17 protein-coding genes are annotated in these 16,418 nt (G+C 67.2%); 8 read left to right on the forward strand and 9 right to left on the reverse strand.

Features of this window, described 5'->3' with window-relative positions; all coding sequences use genetic code 11:
* The first annotated feature begins 9 nt into the window (after positions 1–9).
* Both AB0N05_RS04000 and menE read left to right on the forward strand, forming a co-directional pair.
* Positions 10–363 carry a DUF3349 domain-containing protein gene (locus AB0N05_RS04000; RefSeq protein ID WP_364687219.1) on the forward strand — a complete coding sequence of 118 codons (354 nt, stop codon included), beginning with the start codon at positions 10–12 and terminating at the stop codon, positions 361–363.
* A gap of 103 nt (positions 364–466) precedes the next feature.
* Entirely contained in the window at positions 467–1,603 is a 1,137-nt protein-coding gene (gene menE, locus AB0N05_RS04005; protein ID WP_364687471.1) for an o-succinylbenzoate--CoA ligase, read from the forward strand.
* Here the strand turns inward: menE and AB0N05_RS04010 are convergent.
* Positions 1,592–2,662, reverse strand: coding sequence for an alpha/beta hydrolase (locus tag AB0N05_RS04010; RefSeq protein ID WP_364687221.1), 1,071 nt, complete (start codon positions 2,660–2,662; stop codon positions 1,592–1,594). The genes menE and AB0N05_RS04010 overlap by 12 nt on opposite strands.
* Positions 2,663–2,764: 102 nt before the next feature.
* Between AB0N05_RS04010 and AB0N05_RS04015 the strand changes: the two genes are divergently transcribed.
* A complete protein-coding gene (locus AB0N05_RS04015) occupies positions 2,765–3,502 on the forward strand; it encodes a TetR/AcrR family transcriptional regulator (RefSeq protein WP_364687223.1) in 738 nt (245 codons plus the stop codon).
* On the opposite strand, the gene AB0N05_RS04020 is transcribed toward AB0N05_RS04015, so the two are convergent.
* A complete protein-coding gene (locus AB0N05_RS04020; RefSeq protein WP_364687225.1) occupies positions 3,499–4,827 on the reverse strand; it encodes a hypothetical protein in 1,329 nt (442 codons plus the stop codon). The two genes, AB0N05_RS04015 and AB0N05_RS04020, sit on opposite strands and share 4 nt — an antisense overlap.
* A gap of 201 nt (positions 4,828–5,028) precedes the next feature.
* Here AB0N05_RS04020 and AB0N05_RS04025 point away from each other — a divergent pair, with 201 nt between their 5' ends.
* Both AB0N05_RS04025 and AB0N05_RS04030 read left to right on the forward strand, forming a co-directional pair.
* On the forward strand, positions 5,029–6,036 hold the full coding sequence (locus tag AB0N05_RS04025; RefSeq protein WP_364687227.1) for an ATP-binding cassette domain-containing protein: 1,008 nt from the start codon (positions 5,029–5,031) through the stop codon (positions 6,034–6,036).
* Positions 6,033–6,875, forward strand: a complete 843-nt coding sequence (locus AB0N05_RS04030; protein ID WP_364687229.1) for an ABC transporter permease — start codon at positions 6,033–6,035, stop codon at positions 6,873–6,875. Before AB0N05_RS04025 ends, AB0N05_RS04030 begins: the two co-directional genes overlap by 4 nt.
* 63 nt (positions 6,876–6,938) lie before the next feature.
* Here AB0N05_RS04030 and AB0N05_RS04035 read toward each other — a convergent pair whose 3' ends face one another.
* Complete coding sequence (locus AB0N05_RS04035) at positions 6,939–10,556, reverse strand: BTAD domain-containing putative transcriptional regulator (RefSeq protein WP_364687231.1); 3,618 nt, start codon at positions 10,554–10,556, stop codon at positions 6,939–6,941.
* Positions 10,557–10,662: 106 nt separating this feature from the next.
* Here AB0N05_RS04035 and AB0N05_RS04040 point away from each other — a divergent pair, with 106 nt between their 5' ends.
* Positions 10,663–11,118, forward strand: a complete 456-nt coding sequence (locus AB0N05_RS04040) for an SRPBCC family protein (protein ID WP_364687233.1) — start codon at positions 10,663–10,665, stop codon at positions 11,116–11,118.
* A gap of 39 nt (positions 11,119–11,157) precedes the next feature.
* Complete coding sequence (locus AB0N05_RS04045; protein ID WP_364687235.1) at positions 11,158–12,027, forward strand: 1,4-dihydroxy-2-naphthoate polyprenyltransferase; 870 nt, start codon at positions 11,158–11,160, stop codon at positions 12,025–12,027.
* A gap of 38 nt (positions 12,028–12,065) precedes the next feature.
* Here the strand turns inward: AB0N05_RS04045 and AB0N05_RS04050 are convergent, their stop codons facing one another.
* The 4 genes from AB0N05_RS04050 to AB0N05_RS04065 all read right to left on the reverse strand — a co-directional run bounded on the left by AB0N05_RS04050 (position 12,066) and on the right by AB0N05_RS04065 (position 13,748).
* Positions 12,066–12,446 carry a phage holin family protein gene (locus tag AB0N05_RS04050; RefSeq protein WP_364687237.1) on the reverse strand — a complete coding sequence of 127 codons (381 nt, stop codon included), beginning with the start codon at positions 12,444–12,446 and terminating at the stop codon, positions 12,066–12,068.
* 102 nt (positions 12,447–12,548) lie between these two features.
* Positions 12,549–13,136 (reverse strand): Clp protease N-terminal domain-containing protein, encoded by a 588-nt coding sequence (locus tag AB0N05_RS04055; protein WP_364687239.1) that lies wholly within the window; start codon positions 13,134–13,136, stop codon positions 12,549–12,551.
* Positions 13,136–13,357 carry a helix-turn-helix domain-containing protein gene (locus AB0N05_RS04060; protein WP_364687241.1) on the reverse strand — a complete coding sequence of 74 codons (222 nt, stop codon included), beginning with the start codon at positions 13,355–13,357 and terminating at the stop codon, positions 13,136–13,138. Before AB0N05_RS04060 ends, AB0N05_RS04055 begins: the two co-directional genes overlap by 1 nt.
* A gap of 103 nt (positions 13,358–13,460) precedes the next feature.
* Positions 13,461–13,748, reverse strand: a complete 288-nt coding sequence (locus tag AB0N05_RS04065) for a hypothetical protein (RefSeq protein ID WP_364687243.1) — start codon at positions 13,746–13,748, stop codon at positions 13,461–13,463.
* A gap of 140 nt (positions 13,749–13,888) precedes the next feature.
* On the opposite strand from AB0N05_RS04065, the gene AB0N05_RS04070 reads away from it, so the two are divergent.
* The gene (locus AB0N05_RS04070) at positions 13,889–14,773 is read left to right on the forward strand and encodes a helix-turn-helix domain-containing protein (protein WP_364687245.1); all 885 of its coding nucleotides are present in this window, start codon (positions 13,889–13,891) and stop codon (positions 14,771–14,773) included.
* A gap of 38 nt (positions 14,774–14,811) precedes the next feature.
* Here AB0N05_RS04070 and AB0N05_RS04075 read toward each other — a convergent pair whose 3' ends face one another.
* Positions 14,812–15,897 carry a PLP-dependent cysteine synthase family protein gene (locus tag AB0N05_RS04075; RefSeq protein ID WP_364687247.1) on the reverse strand — a complete coding sequence of 362 codons (1,086 nt, stop codon included), beginning with the start codon at positions 15,895–15,897 and terminating at the stop codon, positions 14,812–14,814.
* Positions 15,894–16,214, reverse strand: a complete 321-nt coding sequence (locus AB0N05_RS04080; RefSeq protein WP_364687249.1) for a DUF4229 domain-containing protein — start codon at positions 16,212–16,214, stop codon at positions 15,894–15,896. Before AB0N05_RS04080 ends, AB0N05_RS04075 begins: the two co-directional genes overlap by 4 nt.
* Positions 16,215–16,418 lie beyond the last annotated feature (204 nt).

Raw genomic sequence — 16,418 nt, forward strand, 5'->3', positions numbered from 1 at the left:
GGACCGTTCGTGAGCACTCCGGAAGAACCCGCCACCGACGCGACCCCGTCCGGGCCGCCGCGCACCAATGTCCTGCAGAAGGTCCTGGCCTGGCTCAAAGCCGGATACCCGCAGGGCATTCCACAATCGGACTATGTGGCCCTGCTCGCGGTGCTGCACCGTCGCCTCACCGACTACGAGGTGCATCTGGTGGTGGAGGAGCTGGTGAGTGAGCGCGTCGCCACCTCGGACATCGAACGCGCCGATATCGAGGCCGCCATAGCCCGAGTTGCCAAGGAGCAACCGGGCGAGGACGATATCGCTCGGGTGGCGTCCCGGCTCGCAGCCGGTGGCTGGCCGCTGGCGACACCGACGTCCGACTGACCGAACGACCCACCATCGACCCGGGCGCGGACCCCTGTAGGTGCGCCGCCATCCACGAGATGACACGATCGCGAACGTGAGCAATACCCTCCGAATTCTCCCCATGCCCACCGGCGCATCGGTAGGCGACGTATTGCCGCACCTTCGGGAAGCCTTGGAGGGCAACGGCCCCGCGTGGCTTCCCATCCCCACCGCCGACCGCCGCGAGGCGCAACGGCTGAGCAGCTCCCTGCGGCCCGGCGAAGAAATCGACGACGAGGTGGCCCTGGTGGTCACCACCTCCGGCACCACCGGATTGCCCAAGGGGGCCATGCTGTCCGCATCGGCCCTGCGGGCCAGCGGCGATGCCACCCATGAGCGGCTCGGCGGACCGGGCCAGTGGTTGCTGGCGCTGCCGACCCATCACATCGCGGGCATTCAGGTGCTGCTGCGCAGCATTCTGGCCGGGATCGAACCGGCCGCGCTGGATGTCTCGGGCGGCTTCCTGCCCGAAGCGCTCGCGGGCGCCGTCGCCGGTATGAAGGGCGAGCGCCGCTACACCTCGCTGGTTCCCACCCAGCTCATCAAGGCCCTGGACGAGCCCACCGCGGCCGCGGCGCTGGCTCAGCTCGACGCCGTGCTGGTCGGCGGGGCGGCCACCCCGCAATCGGTGCTGGAACGCGCCCGCGCGGCCGGGATCACCGTCTTCCGCACCTACGGCATGAGCGAGACCTGCGGCGGCTGTGTCTACGAAGGCATTCCGCTGACCGGCACCGAGATCCGCCTGGAAGAGGGCCGGGTGCTGCTCGGCGGCGCGACCATCGCCAAGGGCTACCGCAATATGCCCGACCATCCCGCCTTCGCGGAGCCCGGCTGGTTCCGCACCGAGGATGCCGGGCATTTCGAGGACGGCGTGCTGCGGGTCACCGGGCGGCTGGACGAGGCCATCATGACCGGCGGGCTGCTCGTCATTCCGCAGGTGGTGGAGGCCGTGCTCATCACGCATCCAGCCATTTCCGAATGTGTGGTGCTGGGTCTGCCGGATGCTCGGCTGGGCCAGCGCGTGGTCACCGCCATCGTGACCGCCCCGGGCGCGACCGCTCCCACTCTCGACGAACTCCGTGAGCATGTGGTGGCCGAACTCGACGCCATTGCCGCGCCCCGGGAACTGGCCGTGCTGGAGGAACTTCCGCTGCGCGGTCCCGGTAAGCCGGACCGCGCCGCACTGCGCGAACACCTGCTGGCCGCGTCAGCGAACTGAGCGCGCACCGGTGATCACCGGGCGGACCTCGGTCAGCAGCAGATCGAGGAACCGCTCGGGGTGGCGGAAGGACGCGAAGTGGCTCGCCTCCTCGATGAGCGCGAAATCCTTGACGGGCGCGGTGACTTCGGTGAGGAACCGCCGGGCCGGTTCGGGCGGGGTCATCACATCGCTGTCGCCCTGGAAGAAGAAGACCGGGATCCGGAAGTCGGTGCCCTCGGCCCGCTCGTCGATCGAGACCGCTTGCGGGCCGAGTTGTTCGGAGAAGGTCTGACCCTGGAATCCGGCGCGCAACTCGCGCAGGGTGTGCAGCGGTGAGAACCACATGTCGTGCAGGACAACCGTCTTCAGGGTGTTCACGGTCAGCGGGTCGGTGTTGAAGACCAGCTTGTTGAACCGCATCAGCTGCTCGGCGGTCCAGGCCGAGCGCTCCCGGCCGAGGTCGGCGAGCACGGCGAGCTGCTTGCGCTTGTCCTGCTGCTCGAGCCGCCGCACCAGCGCGTCATAGGCCGCGTGATTGGCGCCGCCCGCGCTGATGTTCTGATCGGTGCCGACGTAGGCGGAGTACAGCTCCGGATGGCTGCGGGCCAGTCGCAGGCCGATCATGGAGCCGAAGGAATTGGCGACGAGCAGCACCTGGTCGACACCGAGCCGGGAGCGCACATGCTGCGTCACCTCCAGGGCGTCGAGTTCCATACGCGCCAGGCTCATTTCGCCCTGCGCGTCCGCGCCGGTGTGTCCGAAGGTCTTGCCCGCGCCGCGCATATCCCATCGCACGACGGTGAAGTGCCGCTCCCAGTCCCGGGTGCGGGTGGTGAACGGGAGGTTGGAAGCGCCGGGGCCGCCGTGGATTTCGAGGAGCACGGGGTTGCGCAGGTCCTCGCCGCGGATCTGAATCCACTGGTCGATGCCGCCGATTCGGACGAAGCCGGATTCGTCGATGCCGTTCGGAGTGGTGATGCGCAGCTGTTCGGCGGCTGCCTTGCGCCGGAGCTGCCGGTGGCCGAAGGCTCCGGCGACGGGAGCGGCGACTGCGAGAGCGGTGAGTGTGACGATCATGTCCCGATCCTTAAACTGTTTGTACCGTAAACAACTGAATTTAAGGTATAAACAATTTACCGAGCTGTCAACCCTCACAACGAGATCCGCAGAGAGGACCCCGTGGTCAAGAACGCCGAGGAGAAGCCGCGCGACCTGCGTTCCAGCATCGCGCTGCTCTGGGGCGAGCAAACTCAGCCCACCCGGGGACCCAAGCCCAGCCTCACCCCCGCGCGCATCGCCGAGACCGCGGTGACACTGGCCGACGCCCACGGCCTGGACGCCGTCTCCATGAACAAGGTCGCCGCCGAGTTCGGCGTCTCGGGCATGGCGCTCTACCGGTACGTGCCCGGCAAGACCGAACTCGTCGCCCTCATGGTGGAGGCCGTCTCCGCCGGACGCCCGGATCTGTCCGCCGCGGACCCGGACTGGCGATCACAGATGACCGAATGGGCACACCAGCTCTGGGCGATCTATCGCGGCCACCCCTGGCTGCTCGTGGCCACCGCCATGCGCCGTCAGGTGATGGGCCCGGCACAGCTGGCCTGGGCCGATGCGGCCCTGGCCGTGCTCGAGCCGACCGGGCTCAGCGCCGCCGAACAGCATCAGGTCTTCCTGCTGCTGATCGGACTGGTACGCAATCAGGCCCAGCAGTCCGCCGACTACGACGCGGACCACGATCGCGAATGGGGCGAACTCACCGGCGAACTGCTCGAACGGCACTCCGCCCGCTTCCCCGCCCTGACCAAGGCGATGGCCGACGGCGCATTCATCACCAAGGATCTCGACCCGTTCCAATTCGGCCTCGACCGCATCCTCGACGGCGTCCAGATGCTGATGGACCGCGCCGAGGAACGCTAGCCCAGCCCGGGGAACAGTGCCGCGACCATCGGCGGTATCGCATGCCGCGCGCCCTCGACCTCGGCCGCGGCCTCCTGCATCAGGTCCGCACCCTCGGGACGCTTGGCGATATCGCCTTGCAGGCGCAGCGTGTTGTACGCGTTCACGCCCGAGACGATGCCGACCGGCAGACCCAGCACCAAGCTGCCGACGGTGCCGCCCATGCTGCCGAGAATGGCCGCGCCGGTGAGGCATCCGCCCGCGAATCCGGTCGCCGTGCCCGCCAAGGCCGCCGAGAAGGTGCCCGCCGTGCCCGCGCCGATGCCGCCCGCCAGACAGCCGACCGTCAGGCCGAGCACGCCGCCGATGACCGCGCCGATACTGACCGCCAGCCCGAACTGGGTGCCCACCGCGCTGTATGCGTCATTGATGTCCTTCTGCCGCTGCACCGGATCCTGCGGCTTCGGGTCGTCCACATTCCGAAATGCCGTGAGCGGCACGGCCGCCGGGGCCTTGCACACCGGATCCGGCAGCTGATCGGCCAGCTTCGGGGTCTGCTTCGGCTGCTCGGTGATCGGTACCGTACCGATCGGGCAGGGTACGGCGGCATTGGGCCAGATGGCCATCGGGGAACCGAAGGTGAGGGTGTTACCCATGACGTAGCGGCCCTGGTTGTCGAGCACCTGGAAGACATTGATCGGCTGGATTCTCCGGTCGCCGTTCGGGCCGGGCTCGGTGGGCTCGGCTCCGGTGCCGGGGGCCTGCACGATCAGGCTGCCGATCGGAGTGACCAGGAAGGCCGACATATCGGTGAGGTCGCCGGTGTAGGTGACGCCCTCCATGATGCCGACGTTCACCCGGGACAGTCCCTCCTTGACCGCCTGCTGGTGCGGGGTCAGCTGCTCCACCTGTTCCGGTGGCGGCGGCGGGATCTCATGTCCGAAGGGCACGTGATGCAGGGCGCCGCCGGGCTCGCCGAGAATCAGATTGCCCTGGTGGTCGCGGAGTTGAAAGTGCCTGCTGCCGATCAGGGTCACCGAAACGTCGGGGCCGATAATGGTGGAGGTGCGGCTGTACGCATTGCTGCGCAAGGTGATTCCGGGCCAGACCTCCCAGTCGTCCTCACCGCAGAGCGGGTTGCGCGGCGGAATCGGCACGAGCGGATCGTCCGCGTTCGGCGTCGGCGGGCATTCGATCGAGATGGGTCCGGTGTCGTCCGCTTGGACGGTCGGTACGTCCGGCCCGGGCGCCTCCAGGACCGCCGGGTCCGCGTACGCGGCGACGGCGTTCATGACGACGGCCGCGGCGGTCAGCACGGCGGTGGCAAGGGCCGGGAGGGTGCGCAACGGGGCCTCACATCCGATCGGGAATGGGACAGAACCGAGGGGTGAACGAGCCGGGCAAGCGATTTCCGGGGCCAGGTTAGCAGCCCGAGAACCATAATCACCGCAGGTGGGCGGCTGTGTCCGGCCGTGCAAGCGGGGCTTGCGCGGTCACGCAATAGCGACGCAAGGGGCGTGAAAGGGTCGCGCTCCAGAGTGTGTGTCATGACTTCTTACACACCTGCTGAACCCCTCGCCATCGAGGCGGAGGGATTGGTCAAGGTCTTCGGGGAGCAGCGGGCCGTCGACGGCGTGAGTCTCGCGGTACCGCGGGGGGCTGTTTACGGCGTGCTCGGACCGAACGGGGCCGGCAAGACCACCACCATCCGCATGCTCGCCACCCTGCTGCGACCGGACGGCGGCAGCGCCCGCGTCTTCGGCCGCGACGTGCAGGCCGAACCGACCGCCGTCCGCTCGCTGATCGGCGTCACGGGGCAGTACGCCTCGGTCGACGAAAAGCTCACGGCCACCGAGAATCTCGTGATCTTCTCCCGGCTGCTCGGCCTGTCGAAGATCGACGCCCGCCGCAAGTCGGCCGACCTGCTCGAGGAATTCGGGCTGACCGAGGCCGCCGCCAAGCCCCTGGAGAACTTCTCCGGCGGTATGCGCCGACGGCTCGATCTGGCCGCCAGCCTGATCGCCCGGCCGCCGCTGCTGTTCCTGGACGAGCCCACCACCGGCCTGGATCCGCGGACCCGCGCGCAGATGTGGGAGACCATCCGGCGTCTGGTGCGGGAGGGTTCCACCGTCCTGCTCACGACCCAGTACCTGGACGAGGCCGATCAGCTGGCGGACCGGATCGCGGTCATCGATCGCGGCAAGGTCATCGCCGACGGCACCTCCAATGAACTCAAGGCGTCCGTGGGACTTTCGGCGCTCCAACTGACCCTGGCCGACCGCGATCGCATCGACGAGGCGCGAATCCTGGTGAGCGAGTTCCTTTCCCGCACCGAGGGCAAGATCGTCGAGGCCACCATCAGCCCCGAGGCCGGACGCATCACCGCACCGCTGCCCGACCCGTCCATCACCACCGACATCCTGATCCGGTTGCGCGAGCACGATATCCGGGTCGAAGAGATCAATGTCGCCAAGCCCAGCCTCGACGAAGTGTTCTTCGCACTCACCGGGCACGGCGCGGACGACGAGACCGACACCGAAGAGAGCGCGGCATGACCACCACACTCACCGCCCCCGGGAAACATGCGGCGGCCGTCAGCACGGCCCCCATTCCCGAGGTCAGCAATCACATTCCGTTCAAGCAGACCGTCGCCAACTCGCTCACCATGGCGTACCGCGGCATCCTGAAGATCAAGCACAATCCGGAACAGCTGTTCGATGTCACCGTGCAGCCGATCCTGTTCACCGCCCTGTTCGCCTATATCTTCGGCGGGTCCATCGGCGGGAACGTGCACGACTACCTGCCCATCCTGATCCCCGGCATCCTGGTGCAGACCGTGGTGCTGACCTCCGTGGTCACCGGCACCCAGCTGCGCGAGGATATGGACAAGGGCGTGTTCGACCGGTTCAAATCCCTGCCCATCGCCCGCATCGCGGCGCTGTCCGGGGCCTTGATCGCCGATATGGTGCGCTACGGCCTGGCCACGGTCCTGACCATCGGCATGGGCCTGATCCTCGGCTACCGCCCGGCGGGCGGCGCGCTGGCCGTGATCGTCGCCGGTCTGGTCGTGGTGTTCTGCTCGTTCGCGGTCAGCTGGATCTGGGCGCTGATCGGCATCACCGGTAAGAGCGCACCCGCCGTGCAGGGCATGTCGATGATGATCATGTTCCCGCTGACCTTCATGTCCGGCGCGTTCGCCCCGGTGTCCACCATGCCGGGCTGGCTGCAGGGCATCAACAAGGCCAACCCGATCTACTACATGGTCGAAACCGCCCGCGAACTGATGAACGGCAATGTGTACAGCTCGAACCTGGTGTACTCGCTGCTCGGCTCGCTGGTCGTGATCGCGATCTTCGCACCGCTCGCGGTGCGGGCGTACATGCGCCGCGCCTGATACCCGCACACATCGAAAACAATGCCCGCCCACCGGAATTCCGGTGGGCGGGCTTTCGCTGTCTCAGGGTCGGCTGTTTCCGGGGGGACAGGCGAATCCGGCCATGTCCGTCATATGGGCCAGGATTCGCTCCGCCGCCGCGCGACGGCCCAGGCCCGCAGCCGAATTCAGCGCGGCGTCCATGCGCTCCGCCCCGACCGCGGCGCGATGCAGGTCCACGTGGCGTCGCAGCTGCATGGACGGATAGTCCTGGCGGGCAAACACTCTCGGCGCGCGAGCGAGCAGCTCCAGAGCCACGGCGGTGTCGCCGCCGGTCGCCAGCATATGAGAACCTACGGCGCAGGCCACCGCACCCATCTGCGGCAGATCCCAGAACTGCCCCAGCCGGAGCACCGCCGCATCGATCAGCTCGCGCACCAGTTTCGTGACGTCGACGGAATGGCCTTGCAGGACATGCGCATCGGCCACCGCGGCCGCCAGCATCACATCGCCGGGCCCGGGTGAGGCCTGCCCATGCGGCCAGTCCAGCAGCGTGAGCACCTGCCGATAGCGACGCAGACCCTCGTCGACACTGCCTTCCGCGAGTTCGATTTCCGCCAGCGCGGCGGCGACGGCCGCGCGCCGGTTATTGGGTTCGCCCACGATCTGGTCACCGACGGTGTCCATGCCGACCACGCCCATGGTCGGCTCCAACTCGTGTCGTGCCTGCTCGAGTTCGCCGATACCGACCAGCGACACGGCGAGGAAGGCGCGGATCTCGATCGCTTCCTCATAGGCGCGCAGGCGTTGCAGCTTGTCGGCCGCATCCCGGTAGTAGTCCACCGATTCCGCGTAGCGGGCCGACTGCCCGTACAGCCCGCCCAGATGCTGGGCCACCATGGCCGAGCCCCACACGTCCACCGCGATACCGTCCGCCAGGGCGCGCACCGCGTCCCGGGTGGAACCGTGCACGTCACCGGCGTTCTCCCGGACATTGGCGCGCAGCAGCAGGGCCGCCACCCGGGTGGACGGGTCGGCGGAGGCCACGCCGTCGGCGAACTTGCGTGCCAGCAGTATGCCGTCCTCTCGGATCGGTATTGTCGCCACGCCGGCCAGGTACCGGAACATGGGCGAGAGCGGTGGATCGACCGCCAGCATCCGGCGGAGCCGGGCACGCATGGTGGCAATGCCGCGGATCTCGCGCGGGCCGCCACCCAGATACATCACGTGCAGTACCAGTGCCAGTGAGCCGAATACCTGCAAGTCCCCTTCCTCCCGCGTCTGCGGATTCGGGGCGGGCGGCAGCAGCATGATGCGCGGGGACCAGCTGATCAGTTCCAGGTGCGCGCCGCGCATCACCCAGAGTCCGCACAGCACCGGGAACACCGTGTACACGGTGACCGCATCGCGCCGTTCGAGGGCGTAGCGCAGCACGGCGACCAGATTGTCGGCCTCGGCGGCGGTGGCGAGCACCGCGGCGACCTGCTCGTCGGTCGGGTAGCGGCGCACGGCATCGAGCGCGAACTCCCTGGCCCACACCGACATTCGAGCCATGACCGCTTCGGCCTCACCGGTCAGCTCCAGCTGCTCCTCGCCGAACTCCCGGACGGTCTCCAGCATCCGGTAGCGGACACCATCACCCTCGTCGTCGTCCGACGCCAGCACCGTGAGCAGCGACTGACTCACCAGACCGTCGACAGCCGTTGCGGCATCGGCGATTTCGGGCCCTTCGATCACCGTTTCGGCGGCGGCCAGGGTGAAGCCCGCCGGGAATCGACAGAGTCGGCGCAGCGCTATTCGCTGTTCCTCGTCGAGGAGGTTCCAGCTCCACTCGATCACCGCGTGCAGGGTGCGATGCCGCTGCGGTGAACTGCGATCGCCACTGCGCAGCAGGGAGAATCGGTGATCGAGCCGCGTTTCGATCTCCTCCACGCTCATGGTCCGCACTCGCGCGGCGGCCAATTCGATGGCCAGGGGCAGCCCGTCGAGGGTGTGGCACAGCCGCGCCACCCCTTCCGGATCCATGCGCACCGAGGGCCGCACCGCTCGGGCGCGCGCCGCGAACAGATCGGTCGCGGGCGAGCCATCCGGGTCGATCGTCAAGGGCGGCAAGGGATATACCGCCTCCGCCGTGATCTCCAGGGGTGAGCGGCTGGTGGTGAGCACGGTCAGCTGACCGGTGATCCCGACCAGATCCGCCACCACTTCCGCCACGGCGTCGATGAGATGTTCGCAATTGTCCAGAATCAGCAGCATCGGCCGGGACGCGAGAGCCTCCCGCAGCCGCTGCCGGACATCCTGTGCGTGATTGGGCCGCAGCACACTGGTTCGCGATTCGGTGGCCCCCACCCCGAGCGTCGCCGCGATCGCGGCCTCCACCTCGGTCCGAGTGCCCGCGTCACCACTCGCATCGGGCCGCAGCGAGGCCAGCTCCACCAGCGCCACCGTGCGCTCGTGTGCCACCCGCGCGCCCAATTCGTTTGCCACCCGGGTCTTTCCGGTGCCACCCGGACCGAGAATGGTGGTGACCCGCGAGCGACGCAGCAGACCTTCCAGCTCGTCCAGATCGGCCTCGCGGCCCAGCAATAGATTGGGCGCTGCCCGCAAACCGATCGCGGAGACGACCGCGCCCCCACGTTCTCCGGCCGCATGCTGAGCCGCCGATGCCATGCGCGACGACCGCCCCGACCCCTGTCCGGAAGGCATATCCTCGAAGTCATCCGGCCCGCGAACCGCGGTGCGCGACGAATCACCCGACGCCACCGCGTAATTCGTATCCGGTGAGTAGTCCGCCCCCGCTGTGTGGCGCGAGCCGCTCGAATAACCCGGTGCCGTGCCGGCTCTCGCCTCGCGATCCGTGCCGGTGGGCCGGACCGGCGGCGAGCCGGGCAGCGGTTCGCCGCGCAAGATGGCGGTATTCAACGCGACCAAGGCGGGGCCGGGGTCGGCACCGAGCTGTTCGACCAGACGAGTACGCAGCGAAGCGAAGACGTCGAGAGCTTCGGTGGTGCGACCCGAGGCGGCCAGCAGGCGCATCAGGGTGCCGTGTGCGGGTTCCGCGAAGGGGTCGGCGGCCGCGGCGCGCAGGGCCAGCTCGATGGCTCCGGCGAAGTCACCGACGGCTTCGCGGGCGACTAGTTCCAAGGCGTCCAGGGCTCGGCGTTGTTCGACGGCGAGTCCGGCGAGTTCTTCGGCGACCGGGCCTGGCGGGAGGTCGGCGGCGGGGTCGCCGCGCCACAGGTCACGAGCGGCCGCCACCAGGCCCAGGCAGAATTCGTCATCTCCGGCCGTGTGTGCTTGGCGCGCCTGCTTTTCCAGCTGCTGAGCCAGGGTGAGATCGACCTGATCGGGGCGCAGGAGCAGCCGGTATCCGGCAGGGCCGATTTCCAGGACGCCTTCGGGCAGCGCGGACCGTAGCCGCGACACCTGAGTGTGCAGCGCGTTCATCGGAGCCCGCGGCGGTTCCTCACCCCAGATGTCCTCGATCAGCGCCTGGGCGCTGCGGCTGCGGCCGGGATGAGTGGCAAGGGCCGCCACCAGCAGGCGGGCCCGCGCACCGGGTACCGGGGTCAGTTGGTTCGCGGCAGCGACGGAGTTCGCGGTCCCCGAATCCGCCGGGGCGGCACGACGCAGCGCGACCTCGCCCAGCAGAGCGACCAGTATCGAGTCGCGTGCGGACCCCGGCCGGATGCTCACGGCCATGTCAGAACTGCCTGTTTCCGAATTCATTCCTTGCCAATCGTAGGTGAGCGACACCGGGACTGTCGGATTCGCCGGATCGGGGGCGCCGGTCGCCTACGCTCGATCCATGGCCGAATTCGACATTCACCGGGAAACGGTCATCAAGGCCGACCCCGCGCAGGTCCAGGCACTCATCGACGACTTCCACCAGTGGCGTAAGTGGTCGCCGTGGGAGAACCTGGATCCGTCCATGGAACGCGAGTACAGCGGCGCCGATCGCGGCATCGGCGCGCACTACGCCTGGCACGGCAATCGCAAGGCCGGACGCGGTGACATGGAGATCACCGCCATTACCGACGACGCCATCGGCATTCACCTGAACTTCGAGAAGCCGTGGAAGGCCAGCAATCAGGTCCGCTTCGAATTCATCCCGCAGGGCGACACCACCTCGGTGACCTGGCGGATGACCGGCAAGCAGACCGGGCCCATGGCCCTGATCGGCAAGCTCATCCCGATGGACAAGCTGGTGGGCAAGGACTTCGAGAAGGGGCTCGCGCAATTGAAGGCCGCTCTCGAATCCTGACCGCGCGGTCTGCTCGACCCTCGCATTAGGCTGCGGAGCATGGCTACAGCAGCACAGTGGATCGAGGGCGCTCGGCCGCGCACTCTGCCGAATGCGATCGCCCCGGTTCTGGCGGGAACGGGGGCCGCGGCCTCGATCGACGGGGCGGTGTGGTGGAAAGCGGGCCTGTGCCTGCTGCTTTCGCTGGCCCTCATCATCGGCGTGAACTACGCCAACGACTACTCCGACGGTATTCGCGGCACCGACGACGAACGCGTCGGCCCGCTGCGGCTGGTCGGTTCCAAGCTGGCCACCCCGGCCGCGGTGCGCAATGCGGCCATCGGCTGCCTGGCGGTGGGCGCGGTGATCGGCCTGGTGCTGGTGGCGACCAGCGCCTGGTGGCTGCTGCTGGTCGGCGCGGCCTGCCTGGCCGGGGCCTGGTTCTACACCGGCGGCCGGAACCCGTACGGCTACAGCGGTTTCGGTGAGATCGCGGTGTTCGTGTTCTTCGGCCTGGTGGCGGTGCTGGGCACCGAATATGTGCAGGCCGGGAGGATCGATTGGGCCGGTATCGCGTGTGCGATCGCGGTCGGCAGCTTCTCCAGCGCGGTGCTGGTCACCAATAACCTGCGCGATATTCCCACCGACAGCGAGTCGGGCAAGACCACCCTGGCCGTGCGCCTGGGCGATACCCGCACTCGCACCCTGCATCTGGTGCTGATCGCGGTCCCGTTCCTCGCGACGCTGGCGCTGGTCGCCCGCACGCCGTTCGCGCTGGCGGGACTGATCGCACTGCCGCTCGCCTTCAAGGCGAACGAGCCGGTGCGCAGCGGTAAGAACGGGCCGGGTCTGATTCCCGCCCTGGCCGGTACGGGCCTGGCCCTGCTGGTGTGGTCGATCGCGACCGCGGCCGCTCTGACATTCGGGTGAGGTGAAGGTGTGAGGGCTTGGCCCCCACACCCTTTCGGTCAGTCCTCGTCGGGGACGAGAATCCCCAGCACCCAGTTCACCAGCGTGATGATGATGGCTCCGAGCACCGCGGCCCAGAAGCCGTCCACGTGCAATTGGTAGTCGGTGGTCTCGGTGACCTTCGAGGTCAGCCACAGCATGAGCGCATTGATCACCAGCAGGAACAGCCCCAGCGATAGCACCACCAGCGGCAGTGACAGCAGCTTCACGATGGGCTTCACCAGCGCATTGATCACGGCGAACACCACGGCTGCCACCGCGATCACAATGATCTTGCTGCCGGTGGTGTCCTCGGGACTTTTGATCTCGATTCCACTCACCCAAGCGGACGCGAGCCAGATGGCCACACCGTTGATGAGCAGACGTATCAGGAGCGTCATGCGGCCATCGTAGGTGTTGATCACGGATGTGGCCGGGCATCACACGCCCTGCCGCCCTAGCGCCCGCTTGCTGCCGCATGCTCACCCCCCGCACCCGCGGTATCAGGCAGCGCGGTCGAGGACTTCCGAGACGGCGGACTTCAATTGCTGCCGCGCCGCATCGTCGCCGAGCAGGCGCAGGGTCGTCGGATTGGGTGCGCGCAGGATGGCCAGCAGAATGTGCCCGGCCTCGATGCGCTCGTCGCGCCGGGCAAGCGCCTCGCGCAGCGACAGTTCGATGACCTTCTTGGCATCCCGGGTGAACGGAATATGGCCCCAGTTTCCACCTTTGGAGCGGAACCGGCCGCGCCGGGATTCCTCTTTGGCGGGGATGGCGCGGTTCAGGGCGTCCTCGCCGAAGGTGGCTTCTAGGCTTTCCCGCACCGCGTCGAGGTCGATGCCGATGGAGCGCAAGGCTTCCGCGTCCTCCTCGCCCAGCGGTTCGGCGGTTCGCTTGCGCACCAGGGCGGCTCGCACGCTCTCGGTGGTGAGCCCGTGCTCGGTGAGCACCTGTCGCAGTGCCGCGTCGGGACTTTCGAGGAGTCCGAGCAGCACGTGCTCGACCTCGATATTCGGCGAGCTCAGTTCGCGCGCCTCCTCCTGGGCCACGACGACCGCGTATTTGGCTGCCTTGGCGAATCGTTCGAACATCAGCGGATACCGCCCTTCCGGTTGTACTTCTGGTGGACCGCCTGCCGGCTGACCTCGAGCGAGTCCGCGATGGCCTGCCAGGACCAGCCCTGATTGCGGGCATTGGCCACCTGGATGGCTTCGAGTCGCTCGAGCAATCTGCGCAGTGCCAGCACCGCGCGGAGCCCGACCTGAGGGTCGGGGCTGCCGGCGGCGGCCGCCAGAGTTGTTGCTTCACTCATGAGTGTCAATTTACGTTGACACTCGCGGCGCGTCAACAAAAATTGACAGATCCGGAAGTGTGTTCACCGTCAGCGGAAGTCGCGCCCGGCGTTCGACAGAGGCTCAGCCCCAGGGTGTGAAGGGCGCGTACTCGCAGACGCAGCCGTCGGTCCACTCCCACACCGTGTCGGGGTCGACCGAGACGCCGTCCTGTAGCCGCAGTCGCCAGCCGCGCGCGTCCTTCTCCCAGATGTCGCCGTCCCGATCCTGGTACAGCCCGAAAGCCTCGGGCTCCCAGGCATTGCCGGTCATCCCTTGCTCCGGCGTGGCGACCTGGCCGACCGCCGAGGTGATCACCCATGGACCGACCGTGACATTGATATCCGAGACCGATCGCGGTTGCTGCCCCAACTCAACTCCTGATTTGTTGTTGTTTCAAACTATTGGAGCAGAACGGGATACCGCGCATCCCCTCGTCGACGCACCGTGCCGGTATCACTCGACAACCGCGTGTGTACCAGATGGCGATACTAGTAAGGTCACCCTAAGTAATGAATGGAGTACCGACGTTCGGCGAGTACATTCGCCAGCGCCGCACGACCGCGAACCTCACCCGACCGCAACTCGCCTGGCTGGCCAACCTGTCGGTCCCCTACCTCACCAAGATAGAGAGTGGCGCCAACCCGTCGCGCCGGGTCATCGAATCCCTCAGCACCGCATTGAAATTGCAGCCCGCCGAGTTCGAGTACGCGCTCATCCTGGCCGAGGGCCCGCTCCCCCGGATCGACGAGGATCATCCGACCCCCACCGACCTCGAATACCTGCACCTGCTCAATCCCAAGATCGCGGCCTTCGTCACCGGCACCATGGACATCATCGCCGTCAATGCCGCGCACGCGGAGACGTTCCCGCAACTCGACCCGGGCACCAATTACCTCGAATGGCTGATGCTCAACCCGATCTCGCGGACCGTACTGGTCGACTGGTCCGGAGAGATACAGCAGGCCGTCACCTGGTTCCGGCTGGTGATCGCGCGCCACGGCCTCGACGAGCACGTCCAGCGGATTCTCGAGAACTGCCATGCGAGCCCGGAATTCGCCCTGCTGTGGCGTGGCGACACGGTGACCAATGAGCGATTCGACCGAACCAAACTGGTACGTGATCCGAAGACCCTGTCCATCACCGAGCTGCGAATGAATATGTGGCGAACGTCGTCGAGTTTGCAATCGTGGATGCTCGTGCTCGGTACGAGCGTCGACCAGCCGATGGCGGTCACTCGTCCAGTTCTGCGTGAGCGGCCCACAATGTCAAGGGCTCTTAACGCCTCGGGCAACAGAGTCGAACCGACCGGTCGCTCTGAACAATTGGCGCCACAGCGCGAACCAGCGGCAACTCAGCCGCTTCAGCAAATCAACAGCAACCAGCAGGATGGGTGATCAACGGTTCTCACCCGACCGGCCGTGCGGTGGGAAAACTAGCCGGACCAAGTACCGGTAGCAATGAATTCGGTGAGCACCGCCGTGGGCTCGGCCAAGCTCAGCCCCTGACCGGCAACCCACTCGTCATTGAAATAGGTTCCGGCATAACGGTCTCCACCATCACACAACAGCGTCACCACGCTGCCCTTGCGCCCCTCGGCAATCATGTCCGCGATCAGGGCAAAAGCACCCCACAGATTGGTTCCGGTGGACGCGCCGACCCGCTTGCCGAGCACCTCCCCGGCATGCCGCGCGGCCGCGATCGACGCGGCATCGGGTACTTCCATCATTGCGTCCACAACCTGGCCTACGAACGAGGGCTCCACGCGCGGCCGGCCGATTCCCTCGATCCGCGAGGGCATTCCGGTCTGATACCCGGCATCGGCCAGCTCATAGCCGCCGTAGAAGGCCGAATTCTCCGGATCCACCACGGCCAGCTTGGTGGCGTGGCGCCGGTAGCGGATATAGCGGCCGATGGTCGCGCTGGTGCCGCCGGTGCCCGCGCCCACCACGATCCAGGCCGGAATCGGATTCGTCTCCAAAGTCAGCTGCTCGAAGATGGATTCGGCGATGTTGTTATTGCCGCGCCAGTCCGTCGCGCGCTCGGCATTGGTGAACTGATCCATGTAGTGGCCATTGCATTCGGCCGCCAGGCGCGCCGCCTCGGTGTAGATGTCCGAGGCCTTCTCGACCAGGTGGCAGCGCCCGCCCTGGGCCTCGATCAGCGCCAGCTTCTCCGGGGAGGTCTTGGCCGGGACCACGGCCACGAAGTCCAGGCCCAGCAGTTTCGCGAAGTAGGCCTCGCTGATGGCGGTGGAACCGGACGAAGCCTCCACCACGGTGGTGCCTTCGGTGACCCAGCCATTGCAGATCGCGTACAGGAACAGCGATCTCGCCAGGCGGTGCTTGAGACTGCCCGTGATGTGGGTGGATTCGTCCTTGAGGTAGAGCTGCACGCCCCAGGCGGCGGGCAGTGGATAACGCAGCAGGTGAGTGTCGGCGCTGCGCTGGGTGTCGGCGTCGATCAGCCGGACGGCATTGTCGACCCAGTCGCGGGGGGCGGACCGATCACAGCGCTTCACGCGTCGTCTCCTTGGAGTCGCTTCATCAGCTGTTCGCGATCGCTGCGGCGCTTCTGATCGACCGCGGCAATGTCCCGGTTCACCTGCGTCCGAAGCTTTTTGAACAGGAACAGCGAGGACGGCATGGCGATGAGCAGCGCGAACAGCAGCGCGACGATGAGTGGCACATCGACCTTCACGAGGGCGGCCACGCCGATGATGATCGCGGCGAGCACGGCCACGAGGACCAGGCGGGCAATCGTGTAGAGGGCCAGGCTGCGGGCCAGGCGGCGGCCCGCGCCTTCGGGCCGGGTTGCATCGTTCACGCCGTTACTCACGCCGAACAGCCTAGGTGACGTGGTTTCGGGCGAGCTCGGTGGCCTCCGCCCCAATGTCGCTGGAAGTTCGCTGAAACTCTCGGAATCGTGACCGTAAACACATAACGGATATCCGTTTTGTCTATTACTTCCCCTTTACCAAACTGAGACTGTTCGAACACCCGGGGGGTGCAGTGCAACGATGTCGCTACTGATGAGGGATCT

This window comes from Nocardia sp. NPDC051030 (assembly GCF_040683015.1).
GTDB lineage: Bacteria > Actinomycetota > Actinomycetes > Mycobacteriales > Mycobacteriaceae > Nocardia.

Coding starts and splice junctions, on each gene's coding strand:
- menE (WP_364687471.1), top strand. CDS start 467: ATGCCCACCGGCGCATCGGTAGGCGACGTATTGCCGCACCTTCGGGAA.
- AB0N05_RS04010 (WP_364687221.1), bottom strand. CDS start 2,662: ATGATCGTCACACTCACCGCTCTCGCAGTCGCCGCTCCCGTCGCCGGA.
- AB0N05_RS04025 (WP_364687227.1), top strand. CDS start 5,029: ATGACTTCTTACACACCTGCTGAACCCCTCGCCATCGAGGCGGAGGGA.
- AB0N05_RS04030 (WP_364687229.1), top strand. CDS start 6,033: ATGACCACCACACTCACCGCCCCCGGGAAACATGCGGCGGCCGTCAGC.
- AB0N05_RS04035 (WP_364687231.1), bottom strand. CDS start 10,556: ATGGCCGTGAGCATCCGGCCGGGGTCCGCACGCGACTCGATACTGGTC.
- AB0N05_RS04040 (WP_364687233.1), top strand. CDS start 10,663: ATGGCCGAATTCGACATTCACCGGGAAACGGTCATCAAGGCCGACCCC.
- AB0N05_RS04045 (WP_364687235.1), top strand. CDS start 11,158: ATGGCTACAGCAGCACAGTGGATCGAGGGCGCTCGGCCGCGCACTCTG.
- AB0N05_RS04050 (WP_364687237.1), bottom strand. CDS start 12,446: ATGACGCTCCTGATACGTCTGCTCATCAACGGTGTGGCCATCTGGCTC.
- AB0N05_RS04055 (WP_364687239.1), bottom strand. CDS start 13,136: ATGTTCGAACGATTCGCCAAGGCAGCCAAATACGCGGTCGTCGTGGCC.
- AB0N05_RS04060 (WP_364687241.1), bottom strand. CDS start 13,357: ATGAGTGAAGCAACAACTCTGGCGGCCGCCGCCGGCAGCCCCGACCCT.
- AB0N05_RS04070 (WP_364687245.1), top strand. CDS start 13,889: ATGAATGGAGTACCGACGTTCGGCGAGTACATTCGCCAGCGCCGCACG.